Annotated in this window: 24 protein-coding genes; 16 read left to right on the top strand and 8 right to left on the bottom strand. The window is 70.6% G+C overall.

All coding sequences use genetic code 11. The features are described from left to right. Positions 1–167: 167 nt before the first annotated feature. Positions 168–803: a TetR/AcrR family transcriptional regulator C-terminal domain-containing protein gene (locus AX721_RS08930; protein ID WP_068875666.1), complete on the top strand. Its 636-nt coding sequence runs from the start codon at positions 168–170 to the stop codon at positions 801–803. Beyond that, positions 803–1,795, top strand: a complete 993-nt coding sequence (locus tag AX721_RS08935) for a fatty acid desaturase family protein (RefSeq protein ID WP_068875667.1) — start codon at positions 803–805, stop codon at positions 1,793–1,795. The genes AX721_RS08930 and AX721_RS08935 overlap by 1 nt, the downstream gene beginning before the upstream one ends. On the opposite strand, the gene AX721_RS08940 is transcribed toward AX721_RS08935, so the two are convergent. Continuing rightward, complete coding sequence (locus AX721_RS08940; RefSeq protein WP_068875668.1) at positions 1,785–2,147, bottom strand: MmcQ/YjbR family DNA-binding protein; 363 nt, start codon at positions 2,145–2,147, stop codon at positions 1,785–1,787. The genes AX721_RS08935 and AX721_RS08940 overlap by 11 nt on opposite strands. A gap of 33 nt (positions 2,148–2,180) precedes the next feature. Then, positions 2,181–4,061 (bottom strand): ATP-binding protein, encoded by a 1,881-nt coding sequence (locus tag AX721_RS08945; protein WP_068875669.1) that lies wholly within the window; start codon positions 4,059–4,061, stop codon positions 2,181–2,183. A 140-nt stretch (positions 4,062–4,201) separates the two neighbouring features. On the opposite strand from AX721_RS08945, the gene AX721_RS08950 reads away from it, so the two are divergent. Continuing rightward, on the top strand, positions 4,202–4,864 hold the full coding sequence (locus AX721_RS08950) for a methyltransferase (RefSeq protein ID WP_068875670.1): 663 nt from the start codon (positions 4,202–4,204) through the stop codon (positions 4,862–4,864). A gap of 36 nt (positions 4,865–4,900) precedes the next feature. Next, entirely contained in the window at positions 4,901–5,248 is a 348-nt protein-coding gene (locus AX721_RS08955; RefSeq protein WP_068875671.1) for a VOC family protein, read from the top strand. Here AX721_RS08955 and AX721_RS08960 read toward each other — a convergent pair. Continuing rightward, positions 5,245–5,721 (bottom strand): hypothetical protein, encoded by a 477-nt coding sequence (locus AX721_RS08960; RefSeq protein WP_068879105.1) that lies wholly within the window; start codon positions 5,719–5,721, stop codon positions 5,245–5,247. The two genes, AX721_RS08955 and AX721_RS08960, sit on opposite strands and share 4 nt — an antisense overlap. Positions 5,722–5,843: 122 nt before the next feature. Here AX721_RS08960 and AX721_RS08965 point away from each other — a divergent pair, with 122 nt between their 5' ends. Genes AX721_RS08965 through AX721_RS08980 form a run of 4 tightly spaced genes read left to right on the top strand, consistent with a single transcriptional unit; the run spans position 5,844 to position 7,604 of the window. Then, a complete protein-coding gene (locus AX721_RS08965; RefSeq protein ID WP_068875673.1) occupies positions 5,844–6,338 on the top strand; it encodes an OsmC family protein in 495 nt (164 codons plus the stop codon). A 2-nt stretch (positions 6,339–6,340) separates the two neighbouring features. After that, entirely contained in the window at positions 6,341–6,922 is a 582-nt protein-coding gene (locus tag AX721_RS08970) for a YdeI family protein (RefSeq protein ID WP_068875674.1), read from the top strand. Next, positions 6,919–7,266 (top strand): MmcQ/YjbR family DNA-binding protein, encoded by a 348-nt coding sequence (locus tag AX721_RS08975; RefSeq protein ID WP_068875675.1) that lies wholly within the window; start codon positions 6,919–6,921, stop codon positions 7,264–7,266. The genes AX721_RS08970 and AX721_RS08975 overlap by 4 nt, the downstream gene beginning before the upstream one ends. After that, complete coding sequence (locus AX721_RS08980) at positions 7,263–7,604, top strand: hypothetical protein (RefSeq protein WP_068875676.1); 342 nt, start codon at positions 7,263–7,265, stop codon at positions 7,602–7,604. The genes AX721_RS08975 and AX721_RS08980 overlap by 4 nt, the downstream gene beginning before the upstream one ends. Here AX721_RS08980 and AX721_RS08985 read toward each other — a convergent pair. Together AX721_RS08985 and AX721_RS08990 are read right to left on the bottom strand one after the other, a co-directional pair. Next, a complete protein-coding gene (locus tag AX721_RS08985; RefSeq protein WP_231733188.1) occupies positions 7,601–9,136 on the bottom strand; it encodes a DUF1501 domain-containing protein in 1,536 nt (511 codons plus the stop codon). The genes AX721_RS08980 and AX721_RS08985 overlap by 4 nt on opposite strands. 8 nt (positions 9,137–9,144) lie before the next feature. Continuing rightward, entirely contained in the window at positions 9,145–10,860 is a 1,716-nt protein-coding gene (locus tag AX721_RS08990; protein WP_231733192.1) for a DUF1800 family protein, read from the bottom strand. Positions 10,861–10,957: 97 nt separating this feature from the next. On the opposite strand from AX721_RS08990, the gene AX721_RS08995 reads away from it, so the two are divergent. Then, complete coding sequence (locus AX721_RS08995; protein ID WP_068875678.1) at positions 10,958–11,920, top strand: calcium-binding protein; 963 nt, start codon at positions 10,958–10,960, stop codon at positions 11,918–11,920. Here AX721_RS08995 and AX721_RS09000 read toward each other — a convergent pair. Next, positions 11,917–12,513, bottom strand: a complete 597-nt coding sequence (locus AX721_RS09000) for an acyloxyacyl hydrolase (RefSeq protein WP_068875679.1) — start codon at positions 12,511–12,513, stop codon at positions 11,917–11,919. The genes AX721_RS08995 and AX721_RS09000 overlap by 4 nt on opposite strands. A 3-nt stretch (positions 12,514–12,516) precedes the next feature. Continuing rightward, a complete protein-coding gene (locus AX721_RS09005) occupies positions 12,517–12,738 on the bottom strand; it encodes a hypothetical protein (RefSeq protein WP_068875680.1) in 222 nt (73 codons plus the stop codon). A 57-nt stretch (positions 12,739–12,795) separates the two neighbouring features. Between AX721_RS09005 and AX721_RS09010 the strand changes: the two genes are divergently transcribed. The 5 genes from AX721_RS09010 to AX721_RS09030 all read left to right on the top strand — a co-directional run bounded on the left by AX721_RS09010 (position 12,796) and on the right by AX721_RS09030 (position 17,299). Continuing rightward, positions 12,796–14,322 carry a UbiD family decarboxylase gene (locus tag AX721_RS09010; RefSeq protein ID WP_068875681.1) on the top strand — a complete coding sequence of 509 codons (1,527 nt, stop codon included), beginning with the start codon at positions 12,796–12,798 and terminating at the stop codon, positions 14,320–14,322. A gap of 9 nt (positions 14,323–14,331) precedes the next feature. After that, positions 14,332–14,733 (top strand): MAPEG family protein, encoded by a 402-nt coding sequence (locus tag AX721_RS09015; RefSeq protein ID WP_068875682.1) that lies wholly within the window; start codon positions 14,332–14,334, stop codon positions 14,731–14,733. Between the two features lie 173 nt (positions 14,734–14,906). After that, entirely contained in the window at positions 14,907–16,238 is a 1,332-nt protein-coding gene (locus AX721_RS09020; protein WP_068875683.1) for a TldD/PmbA family protein, read from the top strand. Then, complete coding sequence (locus AX721_RS09025; RefSeq protein ID WP_068875684.1) at positions 16,235–17,023, top strand: 3'(2'),5'-bisphosphate nucleotidase CysQ; 789 nt, start codon at positions 16,235–16,237, stop codon at positions 17,021–17,023. The genes AX721_RS09020 and AX721_RS09025 overlap by 4 nt, the downstream gene beginning before the upstream one ends. Positions 17,024–17,056: 33 nt before the next feature. Then, a complete protein-coding gene (locus tag AX721_RS09030) occupies positions 17,057–17,299 on the top strand; it encodes a DUF4170 domain-containing protein (protein WP_068875685.1) in 243 nt (80 codons plus the stop codon). 244 nt (positions 17,300–17,543) lie between these two features. On the opposite strand, the gene AX721_RS09035 is transcribed toward AX721_RS09030, so the two are convergent. Continuing rightward, positions 17,544–18,227 carry a beta-lactamase hydrolase domain-containing protein gene (locus AX721_RS09035; protein ID WP_068875686.1) on the bottom strand — a complete coding sequence of 228 codons (684 nt, stop codon included), beginning with the start codon at positions 18,225–18,227 and terminating at the stop codon, positions 17,544–17,546. 160 nt (positions 18,228–18,387) lie between these two features. On the opposite strand from AX721_RS09035, the gene AX721_RS09040 reads away from it, so the two are divergent. Both AX721_RS09040 and AX721_RS09045 read left to right on the top strand, forming a co-directional pair. Then, positions 18,388–18,855 carry a 2TM domain-containing protein gene (locus AX721_RS09040; RefSeq protein WP_068875690.1) on the top strand — a complete coding sequence of 156 codons (468 nt, stop codon included), beginning with the start codon at positions 18,388–18,390 and terminating at the stop codon, positions 18,853–18,855. 113 nt (positions 18,856–18,968) lie between these two features. Continuing rightward, the coding region (locus tag AX721_RS09045; protein ID WP_156467090.1) for a hypothetical protein at positions 18,969–19,243 on the top strand (275 nt) is incomplete at its 3' end.

Consider the following 19,243-nt stretch of genomic DNA (forward strand, 5'->3'; position numbering starts at 1 on the left):
CGAAATCACGTGCGGGCAGGCTTGCGCCCCGACTGTGGCGGACCTGTTACCGCGGGGTGCGACCGATGCACCAATCGCGGGTGACAAAAGCGCGCAGGTTGCATCCTCCGAACGCCGGCGTCCGTGCCGCCGTTGACCCGTTCTCTTGTATGGCATACAAACAAGTCATGGCGGACGTGCGATCCCTGGCCCAGGCGCGCTCCCTGCGGGAGCCCGGCAAGCGCATGCGTTCGCGGCTGCTGGACGCGGCGGTGGAGCTGTTCAAGGCCAAGGGCCTGGGCGGCGTGGCGGTGGCCGAGATCGCCGCCGCGGCGGACGCCTATCCCAGCCAGGTCACCTACTACTTCCGCACCAAGCAGGCCCTGTTCGTCGAGGCCGCCTGCCGCGAGGTGCTGTACGTGGCCCGCCAGGCCGAGGCCGCCGCGGCTGGCGCTCGCACCGGCTCGGACTACAACGGCCGGCTCGTCGAGACCGTGATCGGCTCCCCGGGCCTGGCCCTCTTCGTGGAAGCCCTGTCCCTGACCCGCCGCCGGCAGGACCTCAGCCCTCTCGTCGAGCGCACCTTCGAGCGGCTGCACGCCGAGGGCGACCGGGCCTACGCCCAGGTCCGCGAAAGCCGCGGCTGGACTTCGGGCGAGGACGCCGCCACCACCGCCCGCCGGTTCTGGACCCTGGCCCTGGGCGTCACCCTTCGCGAGGGCGCCACCGAGGCCACGGTCGCCGAGGCGGTCGAGGAGATGGTCGCCCTGCTGCCCCACACGCGGGCCGCCCCGAGACCCGCAGCCCAGCCCGGAGACGCCTGATGGCCGCCGCCGCCCGTGTCGCCCCCAAGGACTATTTCACCCCGCAGGAATGGAGCCCCCTCGCGACGAAGTCGTCGTGGAAAGGCCCGGCCCTGATCGCCCATGCCTGGATCGTCATCGGCCTGGCCGCCGCCATGGCCATGGCGTTCCCGATCACCATCCCCCTGGCCGTGATGATCATCGGCGCCCGCCAGCTCGGCCTCGCCATCCTGATGCACGACGCCGCCCATGGAGCCCTGCACCCCAACCTGAAAGCCAACGACTGGCTGGCCGACAACCTCACGCCCGGCGGCCTCGTCGCCTACCGAACCTACCACCTGGGCCACCACAAGTACGCGCAGCAGGCCGAGGACCCGGACCTGGGGCTCTCGGCGCCGTTCCCGATCACGCGGCTGTCCCTGCGCCGCAAGATCGTCCGCGATCTGACCGGCCAGACCTATTACAAGCAGCGCTGGGCGGGCCTGGTGAAACGCCTGCGGGAACGCAAGGCCGGCGAGCCCCTGTGGCCGATCCTCAAGGACGCGGCCGTCGCGCGGAAGCGCTTCCTCATCGGCATGGTCGTGACCGTGGCCGCGACCGCCCCGTTCGGGTTCTGGTGGGCCTGGCCGGTGCTGTGGCTGCTGCCCCAGGCCACCTGGCTGCCGATGATCACGCGCCTGCGCAACATCGCCGAGCACGCCTGCATCGCCAAGGACGAGCCCGACCCGCTGCGCCACGCCCGCACCACCCACGCCAACCTGCTGGAGCGGGCGTTCCTGGCGCCCTACTGGGTCAACTACCACTGCGAGCACCACATGTTCATGCATGTGCCCTGCTACAACCTGCCCCGCGCCCACCGCCTCTTGAAGGCCAAGGGCGTCCTGCCCCGCATGCTGACGGCGCCGGGCTATCTCGACGTGCTGCGCCAGGCCTCCTCCCGGCCCGCCACGCAGGACCGCGGCGGCAACCCGACGCCCGAAGACCGCGGCGTCGTGAAGGCCGTCATCCAGTAAGGCGGCGCGGCGCCGCCAGCGCCCAGCTGGATCGCAGGCGCGCCTCCACCAGGTCCCAGTCGGCGTCGTCGGCCAGGCTGATCCCGACCCAGCCCGACGGCCAGAGATAGGCCGGCCGGCTATGGATCTCCGGGTCGGCCTCGATCAGGAACTCCTGCTCGTCGCGGCCCGTGGTCTTCACGCAGACCACGGTCATGCCGTCGCCGTGATGGTTGTGCCGGAAATAGGCGAACATCTTGCCGGCCACGGAAAAGGCCGGGATCCCGTGGCTGATCTTCTCGGCGGTCTCCGGGAGAGCCAGGCAGGCCGCTCGCAGGCGGGCTTCGACGGCGGCGGGATCGGAGCTCAGCATGGGGCCACTCTGACCCCGGCGGGACCTGTATGGCTAGGCCGCCCTGACCTCGTAGGCGTCGACCAGGGCCGCGTGCAGCTCTTCGATCATGATCGGCTTGGGCACGACGCCGTCCATGCCCGCGGCGGCGTATTCGTCCACCTGGGCCGGCATGTGGTTGGCGGTGAGCGCCACGATCCGGGTGGGCGGCAGGCCGCGCTCGGCCTCCAGGCGGCGGATGTCGCGCGTGGCGCTGACCCCGTCCCGCACCGGCATCTGGATGTCCATCAGCACCAGGTCCCACTCGCCGCGGCCCCAGGCCTCCACCGCCGCGCGGCCGTCCGGCACCACCGTCGGATCGACGCCCAGGGCGTTCAGCACCGTACGCACCACGCGCTGGTTGGTCTCGTTGTCCTCGGCCACCAGGACCCGCAGGTCCGCCACATGGGTTTCCGGGGGTCCCGCCGTGTCCAGAGCCTCGCCGCGCTCCAGCGGCAGCAGCAGCGTGAAGGTGCTGCCCTGGCCGATCTCGCTCTCGGCGGTCAGGGCGCCGCCCATCAGCTCGACCAGGTTGCGCGCGATCGACAGGCCCAGGCCCACGCCGCCGAACCGCCGCGTGGCGCAGCCGTCGCCCTGGGTGAAGGCTTCGAACAGCCGCGGCATCACGTCCGCCGGGATGCCGGGGCCGGTGTCGGCCACCGAGATCACCAGGCCGCGCGCTCCGCCCTCGGCCCGGATGCGCACGCTGCCGGCCGCGGTGAACTTCAGGGCGTTGGAGACCAGGTTGTAGATCACCTGCCGCAACCGCGCCGCATCGCCCAGCCAGAGGCCCCGGCTCGAGCCGTCCAGGTCGATCTCCAGGTCCAGTCCCTTGGACTCCGCCAGGATCGTCGCCGTGTCGCAGGCCTGGCGGACCACCGCCTCCAGGTCGAACGGTGCGGTCTCCAGCCGCACGCCGCCCTGTTCCATGTCGGCCAGGTCCAGCACGTCGTTCAGCACGGTCAGCAGGGCCGAGCCGGAGTTCAAGATCACCTGCACCCGCTCGCGCTGGTCGGGCCGCAGGTCGTCCAGCAGCAGGGCCTGGCTCATCCCCAGCACCCCGTTCAGCGGCGTGCGCAGCTCGTGACCCATGTTGGCCAGGAACTGCGACTTCATCACATTGGCCCGCTCGGCCGCGTCCCGGGCGGCGGTCGCCTCGCCGAGCGCGCCGCGCAGGCTCCGGTCGTAGTCGCCCAGCGCCGCGAGCAGGTTGTTGAAGCCCCGGGTCAGCTGGCCCACCTCGTCCTCGCGGGTGACGGGCAGGCGGGCGCTGAAGTCCCGCGAGGCGCCGGCCGCCTCCATGCCTTCGCTCAGGGCCCGCAGCGGCGCGAGCGCGCGGCGAGCCAGCCGGCGCGCCACCAGGCCCGCGCCCAGGGTCGCCACCAGCGACAGCGCCAGCGCGATGCCGATGTTGGTGATCCGCTCGGTCAGGATCTCGCGGTCGTCGACCCACAGCACGATCTCCCCGACCTGCCGGCCGGCCTCGTAGTGCGGCGCGCGCACCTCCAGGCCGTTGGGCCAGAAGCGCGTCTGCGCCTGCTTCACGCCCTTGAAGGCGAGCCTGGCCTCCTGCTGCGCGGTCTTGCCGATCCGCACGCGCCGGCCGTCGAACTCGTGATAGGTGGCGGCGACGGCGTGCTCGCTGCCGTCGAGCAGGCGCGAGGCGATCACCATGGCGCCCGCGTCGCCGGCCGCGACGCCCTTGTGGGCGGCGGCGCCGATGTCGTGCGCCAGCCGGACCGACTCGGCGGCCAGTTCCTCCCGGTCGGCAGCCCAGTTGCGGTACTGGTAGACCGAGAACGCCGCGACCATCGCCGCGATCGTCGAAACCAGGGCGACCGTGACCACGCGGGCCTCCAGGCCCGCGCCCCGCAGGCCACCGTTCGGCTTCGCCATCCGGCCGCTCGCACGCATCTTCGCCCGGCCTCCCGGCAGGTTCTTTCTGGAGCTTGACCGTTGACGAGGAAATCTTAATCGCCGGCAAATTGTGGGAAACGGCTGTTGCCCATCGTGGGGGATGCGGCGAGGAGTCGCAGATGATCGCGCCCACGCCGGAGGCCCGCCGCGGCTTCATCGTCGAACACACCCGCCTGCAGCATCCGCCGCACACGCCCGAATTGCGCCTGCACCTCGCCGACGAGATCACCCCGATCTGGCGGCTGACCGAGGAGGCGCTCGCCGAGATCGGCCTGCCGCCGCCGTTCTGGGCCTTCGCCTGGGCGGGCGGCCAGGCGCTGGCGCGTTACCTCCTGGACGACCCGCAGGTGGTGGCCGGCAGGGCGGTGCTGGATTTCGCCTCGGGCTCGGGGCTGGTGGCCATCGCCGCCAAGCGGGCGGGCGCGGCCCGGGTGCTGGCGGCCGACATCGATCCGTTCTGTGGCGCGGCCCTCGAGCTGAACGCCGCCGCCAACGCGGTCCAGATCGACTTCGCCGGCGACGACCTGCTGGAGGCCCCGCCGCCTTCCTGGGCCGAGGTGATCCTGGCCGGCGACATCTGCTACGAGAAGCCCCTGGCCGAGCGGGTGATGGCCTGGCTGGGCCAGGCGCGCGCCGCCGGAGCCACGGTGCTGATCGGCGATCCTGGCCGCAGCTACTTCCCCCGCTCGGGCCTGGTGAAACTCGCCGAATATCAGGTGCCCACGACCCGCGAGCTGGAGGACCTGGAAGTGAAGAAGACTTCGGTCTGGACTCTGCCATAGCCCGGCGCTAGCTTGGAACAAACAAGGAACATGCATATGCGCGAAGACGGCAAGGTCGATTATGTGGAGCTCCCCGGGGGCGACCTCAGCGCGGTCAAGGCCTTCTATGGCCAGGCCTTCGGCTGGTCGTTCACCGACTATGGCCTCGAGTACGCGGCCTTCGACGAAGGGCTCGACGGCGGGTTCCACACCGGCCAGGACGCCGTGCAGAAGCCGCTGGTCATCCTCTACGCCCACGACCTCGAGGCGATGGAGGCCAAGGTCCGCGCCGCCGGCGGCGCGATCACGAAACCGATCTTCAGCTTCCCGGGCGGACGCCGCTTCCACTTCACCGATCCCGCCGGCAACGAACTGGCCGTCTGGACCGAGGTCGGCGCAGGCTAGAACTTCGTCGCTTCGGCGCCGGCCGCGGCCTGCTGGCAGACGCCGGCGAAGTCGCCGAAGGTGACGGCGCCGTTGCGGCGGTCGACGGTCAGGCTGGAGCGGTCGAAGCGGTTCCACTTTAGCCGGCCCTTGATGGACAGCCGGTCGACGGCGACGTCGGCGAGCTCGTACCAGCCGTCCTTCCCGTCCTTGGCGAACAGCGGGACCGCGCTCTTCGGCGGCTTCACCCGGACCTGGCCGTTCTCGACCCTGACGCCGAGCTGCGCCGGCACGCGCGCCTCGCCGTAGTACACGCCGCCGAAATAAGGCGCGCCGATCGAGTTGCGGTAGGGCGTCGTCGCCATCAGCGCCCCGTCGCTGCCCACGCAGATGAGATCGAGGCTATCGCCCCCGGAGGGCGCCTGGGCCCAGGCCGCTCCGCCCGCCAGCATGAGCGTGACCGACGCCGCCCCGATAACCCCGATTGCCCGCAAGACCCTGCTCCCCGTTACAGCCGCCGCGATCCTAGCGGCGCGCTCCGGCGGCGAGAAGGCCGTTCCGCCGCCGGCCCCATCCGGGCTACGAAGCCGTCTCAACCCTCGCCGAAGGATCGCCCATGCCTGCAGACACGCCCGCCGGAGACAGCGTCCTCGTGGCCGAGACCCTGCTCGGGCGCTTCCAGGTCGCCGCGCGCACGCCGTCCGGGTCCTTCCTGGCCGACGAGCCGCCGTCGGTGGGCGGCCTCGGCTCCGGCCCCAGCCCCTACGACCTGCTCAGCTCCGCCCTGGGCGCCTGCACCGCCATGACCCTGCGTCTCTACGCCGAGCGCAAGGCCTGGCCGCTCGATCGCGTGCAGGTCAGCGTGCGCCACCATCGCGCCTCGCTCACCGCCCGCGACCGCTTCGAGCGCACCATCCTGATCGAAGGGCCGCTGGACGAGGCCCAGCGCGCCCGCCTCCTGCAGATCGCCGAGCAATGCCCCGTCCACCGCACCTTCGAGCGCGGCTCCGAGGTGGTCACGGTGCTGAGCGCCGGGGACATGGCTCCGCCCGTGGAAGCCGAACCCGTCGCGGAACACATGCGCGATATGGAGGAACTGGACGCGAGCTAGACGTGGACCAGCCCATCTTCTTCGCCACCCCGGCCGACTGGCGCGCCTGGCTGGAAGCCCACCACGCGACGGCCCGCGAGGTCTCGATCGGCTTCTGGAAGACGGACAGCGGCCGGCCCTCGATCACCTGGCCGCAGAGCGTGGACGAGGCCCTGTGCTTCGGCTGGATCGACGGGGTCCGCCACCGGATCGACGCGGCGGCCTACCGCATCCGCTTCACGCCCCGCAAGCCGGGCGGGATCTGGAGCCAGGTGAACCTGAAGCGCTTCGCGGAGCTCGCAGCCGAAGGCCGGGTCACGCCGGCCGGCCAGGCCGCCTACGACGCGGGCAAGCACCGCACGGGGCTCTATTCCTACGAACGGGCGGCCGATGACCTGACCGCCGAAGAAACCGCGCGCTTCCAGGCCGACGCCCGGGCCTGGGCCGGCTTCCAGGCCTTCCCGCCCGGCTACCGCAAGGTGGCGATCCACCGGGTGATCTCGGCCAAGGGCGAGGCCACCCGCGCCCGGCGCCTCGACATCCTCATCGACGCCTCGGCCCGAGGGCTTAGACTGAAGTCTCCGACCCAGGTGGATGAGCCATGACCGCCGACGAGATGAAAGCCATCGTCCTGTCCTTCCCGGGCGTCGAGGAAGGCGTCAGCTACGGCCGCCCCTCCTTCAAGCTGAACGGCAAGTTCTTCACCCGGCTGCGCGCCGAGGACGACAGCCTGGTCCTGATGGAGGTGAGCTACGACGAGCGCGAGATGCTGATGGAGGCCGAGCCCGGCACCTTCCACCTGACGCCGCACTACAAGGACTACCCCTGCGTGCTGGCCCGCATCGGCGATCTGCATCCCGGCTCGCTGAAGAACTTCCTGGAACGCCGCTTCCGCAAGGTGGCCAAGAAGGCCGCCGTGAAGGCCTGGGAGGCGGAGCAGGCCGCATGACCGAAGTCGAATTCCGGACCCTCTGCCTGTCGTTTCCGGAGGTCGTCGAGGGCTTCAACATGGGCTCGACCTTCTTCAAGGCGAACGGCAAGGACCTGGCCCGGCTGCTGGGCGGCGACCGCGCCATGTTCACCGGCGTGCCGGTCGAGGAGGTCGAGATGTTGGTCGAGGCCGAGCCCGCGACCTTCTGGGCCGACAGCCACTACAGGAACGCCCGCTGCCTGGTCGCCCACTTAGGTCCCCTCACGCCGGAGGTGGCGCGCGCCTTCCTGGAGCGACGCTTCCGCGAGGTGGCGAAGAAGGCCGTGCTGAAGTCCTGGGACGTGGCCCGCGCCTAGACGAAGTCCAGATAGCGCCGGCTGAAGTTCCGCAGGCGCGGGAAGATCAGGTCGATATCGGCGTCCGAGACCCCGAACCACCGCCCCAGCGTCGCGCCGTACTGGTCCACCGAGGTGGTGGGGATCTGGGCGCCGCCCACATTGTCCGGGTTGTTGAAGCCGTTCACGTCGACGCCCAGCGTCGGGTACTGGCCGTACATGTCGCCGCCCCTCACGGCGCCGCCCATGATGAACTGGCACCCGCCCCAGGCGTGGTCGGTGCCGTCGCCGTTGGTGGTGAACCCGCGCGAGAAGTCCGAGGCGGTGAAGGTCGTCACCTGGCCGCGACGATCCAGGCCGCCCACGTTCGACAGGGCGCCGTCGAAATAGGACAGGGCGTGGGCGACCTTGGCCAGCAGGTTGGGCTGGGTCGAGTTCTGGAAGTCGTGGGTGTCCCAGCCGCCGAGGCTGACGAAGAACACCTGCCGCCGCACGCCCAGTTCGGAACTGGCCGCGATCATGCGCGCCACGGTCTGAAGCTGCAGGGCCAGCGAGTTGCTCTCGGTCCGCCCCGTCACCGGGTTGGTGTAGGCCGGCGCCGCCGGAATGGAGGCGGCCAGCGGCTGGGTGAAGGCGCTGTTGACCGTGGCCGAGGCCGAGATCGAGCGGCCGACAACGGTGGAATAGTCCGCCGCGAAGTTGCTGCTCAGGTTGGTGTCGCTGATCACGTCGCGCATCCGCGACGGTCCCAGGCGCGAGCCGAACAGGATGGAGCCCTGGGCGCCGTTGATCACCACCGCCGGCTGGGTCCCGTTGGAAAGCTGGTACTGGACCACCGACTGGCCGGCCAGGAACACCGCATTGCCCGCCGCCGAGACCGCCGTGAACAGGGTGTTCTGGCCGTTCATCCCGGCGAGCAGGTCGCCGAAACGGCCGCCCCAGCCGCTGCGCGCGCCCTCCACCGACAGGGCCTGCCAGGTCGACTGCTGGTCGTTGTGCGAGAACAGGCTGGTGGGCAGCGTGACGCTCTTGGCCTGGTACTGCGCCTTGGTCGTCGGCTGCACCAGCGTGCCCACATTGGCCAGGACCGCGAGCCGGCCCTGGTTGAACAGCGTCTGCAGGGGCCCCAGGAAGGGATGCAGGGCGAAGGTGCGGCTGCTGGCGTTGGTGCCGGCGGGAATCGCCTGCGCCGTCCGCGGCGTGATCGGCAGCACCCCGCCCCAGGCTTCCGGCGAGTCGGCCTGGGCCACGCGCCCGGTGACCGCGCTGGTCTGCCCGACCGGCGTCGCAGGGGTCCCCGGCGGCATCAGGGCGATGGGATCTGCGCCGGTGTTCCGCGCCGCGAAATAGCGGCCCCACGAGTCCGTGTCGGTGGCGAGCACGGTGTTGTGCGAGTCGTTGCCGCCGTAGAGGAAGACGCACACCAGGGCCTTGTAGTCCGGGGCCGACTGGCCGGCGGCCGAGCCCGCCGCGGCGAGCTGCAGGGCGAACGGGGCGCCGACGCCCAGGGCCGAGAACGCGCCGCCCAGGCGCAGCAGGTGTCGGCGGTCCATCGCCCCGCTCATCGCTGCACCAGATATTCGGGCGAGCCCATGGTCATGTAGATCGCGAGCTTCGCCCGGTTCAGCCGCGCCGCGTCCTGGCTGCCGGTCGTCGGCAGGTTGACGCCCCCCACCGCCTCGACGATCCGGGTCCGCAGCACCGGCGACATGCGCCCGTTCAGCAGCAGGAGGTTCACCCGGTCCGCCAGGGCGCCCGGATCCGCGGCCAGGGCGGTCTCGGCCGCATAGCTGCTGCGCACGTCGCGCACGCCATTCGTCGCCGTTCCCGCGCCGGCGTCGATGACGGACTGGATGGTGTTGAGGTAGCCCGCGACCGTCACCTCGTCGACGATCTGGAACTCCGGGGCGACCAGGCCGGCCGCGCCGACCCGCGTATTAGGCGGGACGTAGCCGGGGCGGAAGAAGTTGAACACCGAGGGCGAGGTCAGGGCGCTCTGGCCCAGCGAGGTGTTCGCGCTGGTGGAGGCGATCAGCCAGTTCCCCGTCTGCGAGGTGGCATTGAACGCCCGTGCCCAGTGGGCCAGGCGGACCACCGGCTCGCGCAGCTTCCCGTAGTTCACGCCGGTGGCGAGGGTGGCGCTGCGGGCCTCCTCGTCCAGCAGGATGGCGCGCACGACGGCGCTCATGTCGCCGCGCACGCCCGCGCCGTTGTTGTTGAACACGCCGGCCACGCGGGCGACGTAGGCCGGGCTGGGATTGCTGGTCACCAGCCGCTGGATCAGCTGCTTGGAGATGAACGGCCCGACGTTGGGGTGGTTGAACAGCGTGTCCAGGGCGATCTTCAGGTCGCCCGACGGATCGGCCGAGCCGGACGCCGGGATCGTCACGCCGAGGAAGCTCTTGGCGCTGGTGGAGTGATAGGCCGCGTAGGGGATCATCGAGCGGACGGCCGCATCGACGTTCTTCTGCCCGCCCCGGAACGTCGTGATGTTCGGCGTGGTCGAATAGTAGCTGTAGCCGGTGAAGACCTTGGCCAGGCCCGCGATGTCGTCCGAGGTGTAGGTCGGGATCGGCCGGCCCGCCCCGTCGGTCCTGACCGTCCCATCGAGGTTCAGCTGGTAGAGCCCGATGGTCATCAGCTGCATGACCTCGCGGGCGTAGTTCTCGTCCGGCTTGCGCCCGGTGGCCGGGTCCTCCTTCTGGTTCCCCAGCCAGGTCAGGTAGATCCCCATCATCGGGTGCAGGGTCACCTGCTCCAGCAGGGTGCGGAAGTTCCCGAAGGCGCCGGCCCCCAGCATGTCGTAGTACGAGCCCGCCCCGCGGGTATCGACGTTGTTGTCGGTCAGCGAGATGACGAAGATCTCGGACAGCGCCAGCTTCATCCGTTGGCGCAGCTGGTCCGGTCCCGAGATCGCTTGGCCCCAATAGGAATAATAGAAGTCGGCCGGGTTCAGCGTGGCGGTGGGATTGCCGACCCGCAGCTGCGCCAGGCGCGCCTCGAGCTCCGCCTGGTGGGTCGTGGGGCGCGCCATCGTCATCTGCTGGTCGATCCAGCCCGAGTATCCGGCCGCTTTCACCTGCGCGATCGAAGCGTCGTTGGCGCCGTAGCTGGCCTGGGCCAGGAACCGGGCGGCCTCGTCCGACGTGGGCGGGGCGCCGTCGCCCGCGCTCCGCACGCCGCTGCAGGCGGCGACGCACAGGGCGGCCAGCATCCCGACCCAGAGGCGCGCGCCGCGCCCGAGACGATACCCCAGCTTCAAACGCCGCACCCCCACGGTTGGCCCCGACGACGCCCCTTATAGCCTATTCGCGCCGCCGCTTTGTGAAGCTTACACGTTGCGGCATCCTGCTTCCGTCGCCACAGGAGAACCCATGGCCAGCTTCACCGCCACCGCCGGGGTCGACCTCGACCTTCTGGACCTGGGGCCGCTGGCCGCCGTCGCCCCGTCCGGCGCCGGCCCGAACAGCGCGGCCTTCTTCATCGGCGGCCTGTCGATCCAGCTCTCGGGCTCGGGGTTCCAGTTCGCGGCGTCCGGCCCGCCCACCGCGGGCGTGATCACCGGCATCGCGGTCAGCGGCGGCGGCGCGCCGGCCTACGAGATCTCGGGCCTCGCGCTCTCCGCGGCCAGCTTCCGCGCCTGGGTGGCGGCCGGCGACAATGCGGCCGCCAAGGCCGGCATCTTCGGCGAGTCGGACATGATCGCCGGCTCGACCTTCGCCGACCGCCTGGGGGGCTATGCCGGGGCGGACACGATCAACGCCGGGGCCGGCGACGACATCGTCTCCGAGCTGTCGGGCGCCAACTACCTGCGCGGCGACGCCGGGAACGACAGCATCCAGGGCGGCAGCGACTTCGACGACATCAACGGCAACATGGGCAACGATGTCCTCAGCGGCGGGCTGGGCGCGGACTGGGTCGTGGGCGGCAAGGACGAGGATCTGCTCTACGGCGGCGAGGGCGGCGACCTCGTCTACGGCAACCTCGGCAATGACACCTGCGACGGCGGGGAAGGCGACGACGTGGTCCGCGGGGGCCAGGGAAACGACACCCTCAGCGGCGGGGGCGGCGCCGACTTCGTCTCCGGCGACCGCGGCGATGACACCATGACCGGCGGCCTCGGCGCCGACCGCTTCCACTCGTCGGCCGACGCCGGCCTCGACCGCGTGCTGGACTTCAGCGTCGCCCAGGGCGACCGCGTCCAGCTGGATCCCGGAACGGCCTATTCGGTGAGCCAGGTGGGCGCCGACACGGTCATCACCCTCAGCGCCGGCCAGGTCGTCCTCGTCGGCGTCGCCATGTCCACCCTGCCCGCGGACAGCATCTTCCTGGCCTAGCGATCCAGCCCGTAGCGGTAGAGCAGCCGCACGCCCACGTCGCCGACGCCGGGGTTGTAGTCGCCGGCCAGCTTGGCGTGGCTGAGATGGATCCACGACAGCTCCACCGACAGCCGCCGGGTCGCCTTCCAGCCCAGCGAGATTTCCGGCTCGAACAGCACGCGCGAACCCAGGTCCAGCTTGGTCTGGAAATCCCGCAACCGCTTCAGCCGCTCCTCCGGCGTCAGGCCCGGCGCATCGGGCGAGGGCAGGTTCACCCGCCCGTCGTGAATGGCTAGGCCGATCCCCGGCTGGACGTAGACCCGCTCCGACAGGTTGAACCGCCACGCGAGACCGGCCGCCGCGTAGTTCGTCCCGCCCGAGGTGTTCACCCCCGCCAGCAGGTGCACCCGCGGCCGGCCCAGGAACCTGAGCTCGTCCAGCGCCGTGGTCCGCACGCCGCCCACGATCTGCGCGCCATCCTCGAACTTGCCGTAGGAAATCCCGTCGTCGACGTCGTGGGCATAGGCGCCCAGGAAGACCTCGCCGGCCTGCGCCGCGCCGCCGCCCAGGGTCGCGGCCGCGACCAGCGCCGTCACCAGGGTGCGGGTCATGGGCTAGAACTCGTCCTCGATCGCCGAGCGGAAGTTCTCGAACACCTCGGCCATCCGCGGTCCCGGTTCCACGGCGCCCGCCTCCGCCTCCGTCGCGGCCGGCCGCGAGGCCAGCCGGCCCACCACCGCCCCGTGCTGCACCAGCAACAGCTCCTCGCCCTCGCCCAGGCCCGTCAGCAGGGCGGCGATCTTCGGCGGCAGGTCGTCGAGGTCCAGGCGGGCCATGGGGCGATCCTAGACCGCATCGCGGGGCGCAGGTAAACCGCCGGCCGAGGAGAAACCATGGCTTATCGATCGCTCCGCGAGTTCCTGGCCAAGCTTGAAGCCGCGGGCGAGCTGGTCCGCGTCACCGAGCCGGTCTCCTCCGTCCTCGAAATGACCGAGATTCAGCGGCGCTTGCTGGCCACCGGCGGCCCCGCCGTCCTGTTCGAGAACGTCGTCCGCGCCGACGGCCAGCGGTCGACCATGCCGTGCCTGGTCAACCTGTTCGGCACGGTAAAGCGCGTGGCCATGGGCGTCACCCTGGAGGGCGTGGAGCGCACCACCGCCGCCGAGCTGCGCAGCGTGGGCGAACTCCTGGCCTTCCTGCGCCAGCCCGAGCCGCCCCGCGGCCTCAAGGACGCCTGGGACATGCTGCCGCTGGCCAAGACCGTGATGGGCATGCGGCCCCAGGTGCGGAAGTCCGGCCCGGTGCAGGAGGTGGTGCTCAAGGGCGAACAGATCGACCTCACCAAGCTGCCGATCCAGACCTGCTGGCCCGGCGAGCCGGCCCCACTGATCACCTGGCCGCTGGTGGTCACCAAAGGGCCGTCAGACTCCCGCGAGGACGACTACAACCTCGGCATCTACCGCATGCAGGTGCTGGGCCGCGACCGGACCATCATGCGCTGGCTGGCCCACCGCGGCGGCGCCCAGCACCACCGCCGCTGGAAGGCGCAAGGCAAGCGCGAGCCCCTGCCCGCCTGCGCCGTCATCGGCGCCGACCCCGGCACGATCCTGGCCGCCGTGACCCCGGTGCCGGACACCCTGTCGGAGTACCAGTTCGCCGGCCTGCTGCGCGGCGCCAAGCTGGACCTCGTGCCGGCCAAGACCGTGCCCCTGATGGTCCCCGCCCACGCCGAGATCGTGCTGGAGGGCCACGTCCACCTCGACGACTACGCCGACGAGGGCCCCTACGGCGACCACACCGGCTACTACAACAGCGTCGAGAAATTCCCGGTCTTCCAGGTCACCGCCGTGACCATGCGCAAGGACCCGATCTACCTCACCACCTTCACCGGCCGCCCGCCGGACGAGCCCTCGGTGCTGGGCGAGGCGCTGAACGAGGTCTTCATCCCGCTCCTGCAGCAGCAGTTCCCCGAGATCGTCGACTTCTGGCTGCCCCCGGAAGGCTGCAGCTACCGCATCGCCGTGGTCTCGATGAAGAAGGGATACCCCGGCCACGCCAAGCGGGTGATGCTGGGCGTCTGGAGCTACCTGCGCCAGTTCATGTACACCAAGTGGGTCATCGTCGTGGACGACGACATCGACGCCCGCGACTGGAAGGACGTCATGTGGGCCATCTCCACCCGCATGGACCCGGCCCGCGACATCACGGTCGTGGAAAACACGCCCATCGACTACCTCGACTTCGCCTCGCCCGAGAGCGGCCTGGGGTCCAAGATCGGCCTCGACGCCACCAACAAATGGCCGCCCGAAACCCACCGCGAGTGGGGCGAGAAGCTGGGCATGGACGCCGGGACCGTGGCCAAGGTCACGGAGAAGTGGGCCAGGCTGGGGTTGCCGGGCGACGGCCGGCCGGTGGATTAAGGCAGCCGCATGGATCCCGTCGCCTCCGCCCACGCCGCCGCCCTGTGGGCTGGCCTCTGCCTCATCCTCCTGCTGGTGCTCGCGGTCCTGGTGACCCGCCAGCGGCGCAAGCACCATGTGGAGATCGGCGACGGCGGCGTCCCGGCCCTGAACCAGGCCATCCGCGCCTTCGGCAACGCCACCGAATACATCCCCGCCGCCCTGGCGGGCCTCGGCCTCCTGGCGCTGGTGGGCGCCCCGGCCCTGCTGATCCACCCCATAGGCCTCACCCTGTTCGTCGGCCGGGTGCTGCACGCCGTGGGCCTCTCGCGCTCCACCGGCACCTCCTGGCCCCGCGCCGCCGGCGTCCTCGCCACCTGGATCAGCTACATCGCCACCGCCGCCGCCCTCCTCTTCTACGCCATCCCGTAAAGCGGCGCGGAGCGCCCACCAAGCCAACCGCCAAGCCGCCAAGAACGCCAAGAGACCGGCGCTGAACCTTGGCGTTCTTGGCGGCTTGGCGGTGATCTGGCAGCGCCTCCGGCGCAAAGTGTCGCTGGGACGCGAGGCTTGTGGCGCCGCCTTCGCTCGGCCATATCCCGTCGATGGACGAAAACCTGCTGAACGACGTCGTCGCCGCCGCGCTGAGGGCCGGGGCCGACGCCGCCGAAGCCGTCGGCGCCGAGCGCCGCAGCCTCTCGATCACCGTGCGGACCGGCGACCTTGAAGAGGTCGAGCGCGAGGAGTCCCGCGACCTGGGCCTGCGCGTCTTCGTGGGCAAGCGGCAGGCCACCGTGTCCGGCTCCGACATCTCGCCCGAGGCCCGCGCCAAGCTCGTCGAGCGCGCCGTGGCCATGGCCCGACTGGCGCCCGAGGATCCCTACGCCGGCCTCGCCGACCCCGCGCACCTGGCTAGCGGTCCCCGCCCCGACCTCGACCTCTTCGACCCCGCCGAGCCCACGCCGGAAAGCCTGGAGGAACGCGCCCGCATCGCCGAGGCCGCCGCCCGCGCGGTGCCGAAGGTGACCAATTCCGACGGCGGCAGCAGCTCCTGGTCCTCGTCCCAGTGGACCATGGTGACCAGCGGCGGCTTCACCGGCGTGCACCGCGCCTCGGGTTTCCACATCGGCGCCTCGGCCATCGCCGGCGACGGCGAGACCATGGAGACCGGCTACGATGGCCGCTCCACCCGCTGGCAGTCCGACCTGCCCAGCCCCGAGGCCCTCGGCGCCGAGGCCGGCCGCCGCGCCGCCCAGCGCCTGGGCGCCCGCAAGATCGCCTCCACCACCGCCCCGGTGATCTTCGAGAACCGCCTGGCCGGCTCGCTGATGAGCCCGCTGATCGGCGCCATCTCCGGCCCCTCCATCGCCCGCGGCACCTCGTTCCTGAAGGACAAGCTGGGCGAGCGCATCTTCGCCAGGGGCGTCCATATCGTCGACGACCCGCACCGGCCGCGTGGCCTGGGCTCCTCCCCCTTCGACGACGAGGGCGTGGCCAACGAGAAGCGCCACCTGATCGACGACGGCGTCCTGACCACCTGGCTGCTGAACTCCGCGTCCGCGCGCCAGCTCGGCCTCACCACCACCGGCCACGCCTCGCGCGGCCTCGCCGGCCCGCCCGGCGTCTCCACGTCCAACCTCACCTTCCAGCCCGGCGAGAAGGACCAGGCCGCCCTGATGAAGGACGCCGGCGCCGGCCTCTTGGTCACCTCCATGTTCGGCCCCTCGCTCAACGGCAACACCGGCGACTGGTCGGTGGGCTGCTCGGGCTTCTGGTTCGAGGATGGCGAGATCGCCTATCCGGTCAACGAGATCACCGTGGCCGGCAACCTCCTCGACATCTTCGGCCGCATCGTCCCGGGCTCGGACCTGGAGATCCGCGGCTCGGCCAACGCCCCCTCGCTCATGGTGGATGCGCTCGCCATCGCGGGCCGATGACCGACGACCTCAGCCTGATCCTGGACGCGGCCCGGGAGGCGGGAGACCTCGCCCGCAGCCTCCGCCGCGAGGGCCTGGCCATCGAGTACAAGGACGACGACGGCACGCCGGTCACCAACGCCGACCTCGCCGCCGACCGCCTCTTGACCACGCGCCTGCGCGCCGCCCGCCCCGACTACGGCTGGCTCTCCGAGGAGACCGCCGACGACCGCGAGCGCCTCAACCGCCGCCGGATCTTCGTGGTCGACCCCATCGACGGCACCCGCGCCTTCCTGAAGGACCGGCCCTGGTGGTCGGTGGCCATCGCGGTGGTGGAGGACGGCCTGCCCGTGGCCGGCGTCGTCTACGCCCCCGAGCTGGACGAGACCTATGCGGCGACGGCGGGCGCGGGCGCCACGCTCAACGGCGCCCCGATCCGCCCCAGCGCCGCCGCGACGCTGGAGGACTGCGGCATGGTCGGCGATCCCGTGGTCTTCGCCCATTGGTCCTGGCCCACCGCCTGGCCGGCCATGCGGGTGGAGCAGCGCAATTCCACCGCCTATCGCATGTGCTTGGTGGCCGCCGGCGAGTTCGACGCCGCCGTGGCCCCGGTCCGCAAGGCCGACTGGGACGTGGCCGCCGGCGACCTCATCGCCCGCGAGGCCGGCTGCTTCGTGGGCGACCACACGGGCGAGGGTTTCCGCTACAATCGCGCCAGACCGTCACAGGCGAGCCTGATCTGCTGCACCCAGGCCCTGGCCCCATTGATTCTGGAGCGCGTTGGGCATATCGGCGCGCGCAACTGACTTCACGCGCAAAGAAATCCCCGAGAACCGATCATGCCCGACAAACAACTCCTCCACCTCGTCATCGGCGGCGAACTGAAGTCGCTCGAAGGGGCGCCCGAGTTCAAGGACCTGACCAAGATCGACCTGGTCGGCGCCTTCCCCACCTATCAGGACGCCCGCAGGGCCTGGCTCGCCAAGGCCCAGCAGACCGTCGACAACGCCCTGATGCGCTACTTCATCATCCACGCGCACAAGCTCCTCACCCCCGGCGCCGACGACGACCACGAGCACTAGGGAAGGGCGGATGCTCCCCCTCCGGGGGAGCTCGCGAAGCGAGAGGGGGTTCGCATCCCCGGCGCCCAGGCCGAAACCCCCTCCCCCTTCGGGACCTCCCCCAAACGGGGAAGGACCTGACGCAGCCCCAAAGGTGCTCCCCTTCAGGGGGAGCTCGCGAAGCGAGAGGGGGCTCACGCCCCCGGCGCCCAGGCTGAAACCCCCTCCCCCTTCGGGACCTCCCCCAAACGGGGGAGGACCTGTCCTACTCCCGCCGCAGGACGCGCTCGGTCAAAAGGTTGCCCCACATGTTGGTCCGGAAGTCGGCCTTCATGCCGGCCGGGTCGTACATCGGGCTCTCGACCCACTCCAGGAAGCTCATCCCCGCCGGCTCGCCCTCGGTGAGGTAGCGGGCGAAGGTATAGTCCAGCACCCCGGTCTTGCCGTGCCGGATGTGCAGGTACTTCAGCGACAGCTGCTCCAGCGCCTCGCGGATCGTCTTCCCCTGCCGGAAGTGCATGTAGAACACGCTCATGATCCCGGCCCGGTCCGCGCCGGACTTGCAGTGCATCAGGGCCGGATACTCCAGCGTCTCGAACAGCCGCTTGGCCCCCAGCACCCGCTCGCGCGACGGCACCTCCCGCGAGGTGATCGTGAAGTTGACGAAGTTCAGCCCCAGCCGCTCGCAGGCGTCCTTCTCCAGGGCGTGGAAGCTGGCGTCGAACCCGCCACGCAGGTTGACGATCGTCCGGATCCCCCGCGCCTTCCATTCCGCGATCTGGTGCGGCCACGGCTGGTTCGCCCGCACCAGTTCCTCGGAGATCCAGTGCGCATTCGAAAAACCCAGCCGCAGATAGGCATGGTCGTTCCACAGATAGTCCAGATACGTCTTCGCCCGCCCCACCGGGGTCGCAAGGTCGAAGCGGTCCTGCGCGGGCGCGTCCGTCATGCCGCCTAGGTAAGGCCACCCGGCGGGCGGGGAAAGGCCCCGCGACAGCGCGCACTAGGCATCGTGAAGTCCGGTCGAAGTCATCCCATTGACGGGCTCCTGTCGTGGTCGACAGTGGGCCGTCCGGGCATTGGTCGGCCCGACGCTCATGGGGGCTGTGATGCTCGTTCAGAAACTGCGGCTGCAGAAGGGTTGGTCCCAGGAGCAGCTCGCCATGCTGAGCGGCCTTAGCGTTCGAACCATCCAGCGGCTGGAGGGCGGCAGGCCCGCCAGCGTCGAAACCCTCAAGTCCGTCGCCTCCGTCTTTGAGATCGACTTCAACCGATTGAGAGAGCCCGCCATGAACGAACCGACCGCCGATCTTCGCGCCGATGAAGCCTTGGCCCTGGCCCATGTGCGCCGCATCAAGCTCTTCTGGGTCAACCTCATGATCTTTGTCAGCGTCGCTGGCAGCCTCGTCGCCGCCAATTGGCTAACGTCCCCGGAATACATGTGGTCGCTATGGATGGCGGGGATCTGGGGATTCATCGTCCTGCTCAACGCTATTCAGGTCTTCTTCAAAGTACCCTTCCTGGATCCGGTCTGGGAACGACGCGAAGTCGAGCGAATTCTCGGCCGGCCGCTTTGACGGTCGACCTTCCGCCTTTGCTCGAGACTTATCCGGGCAACGACGAAGCCGGCCTCGACCGCGTCGCATGACCAGGCTTGACATCTCGCGTCCTGTATGTTCTCTTTTTGTTCATGGTCGACAACGTCGACATGCGCGAGCGGCACGGCCGCGTGCTGGCGGAGCTGGCCGAGGTCGGGATGGCCATGGTGCGCCGGCTGAGCGAGGCGCTGTTGCAGGCCCGGGATCCCCAGACCCAGGCCCAGTTGGGCCTCGCCTACCATCGCGTGTCGCGGGCCGTGCGCCAGACCCTGGCGCTGGAGTGCAGGCTGGCGCAGGAGGCGCGACGCCTGGAGCGCGACCTCGCCGCGACCGCCCCCGCGGCCGCCGCTCGGGGCGGGGATGGGGG

Source organism: Phenylobacterium sp. CCH9-H3 (assembly GCF_001557235.1).
Classification (GTDB): Bacteria; Pseudomonadota; Alphaproteobacteria; order Caulobacterales; family Caulobacteraceae; genus Phenylobacterium.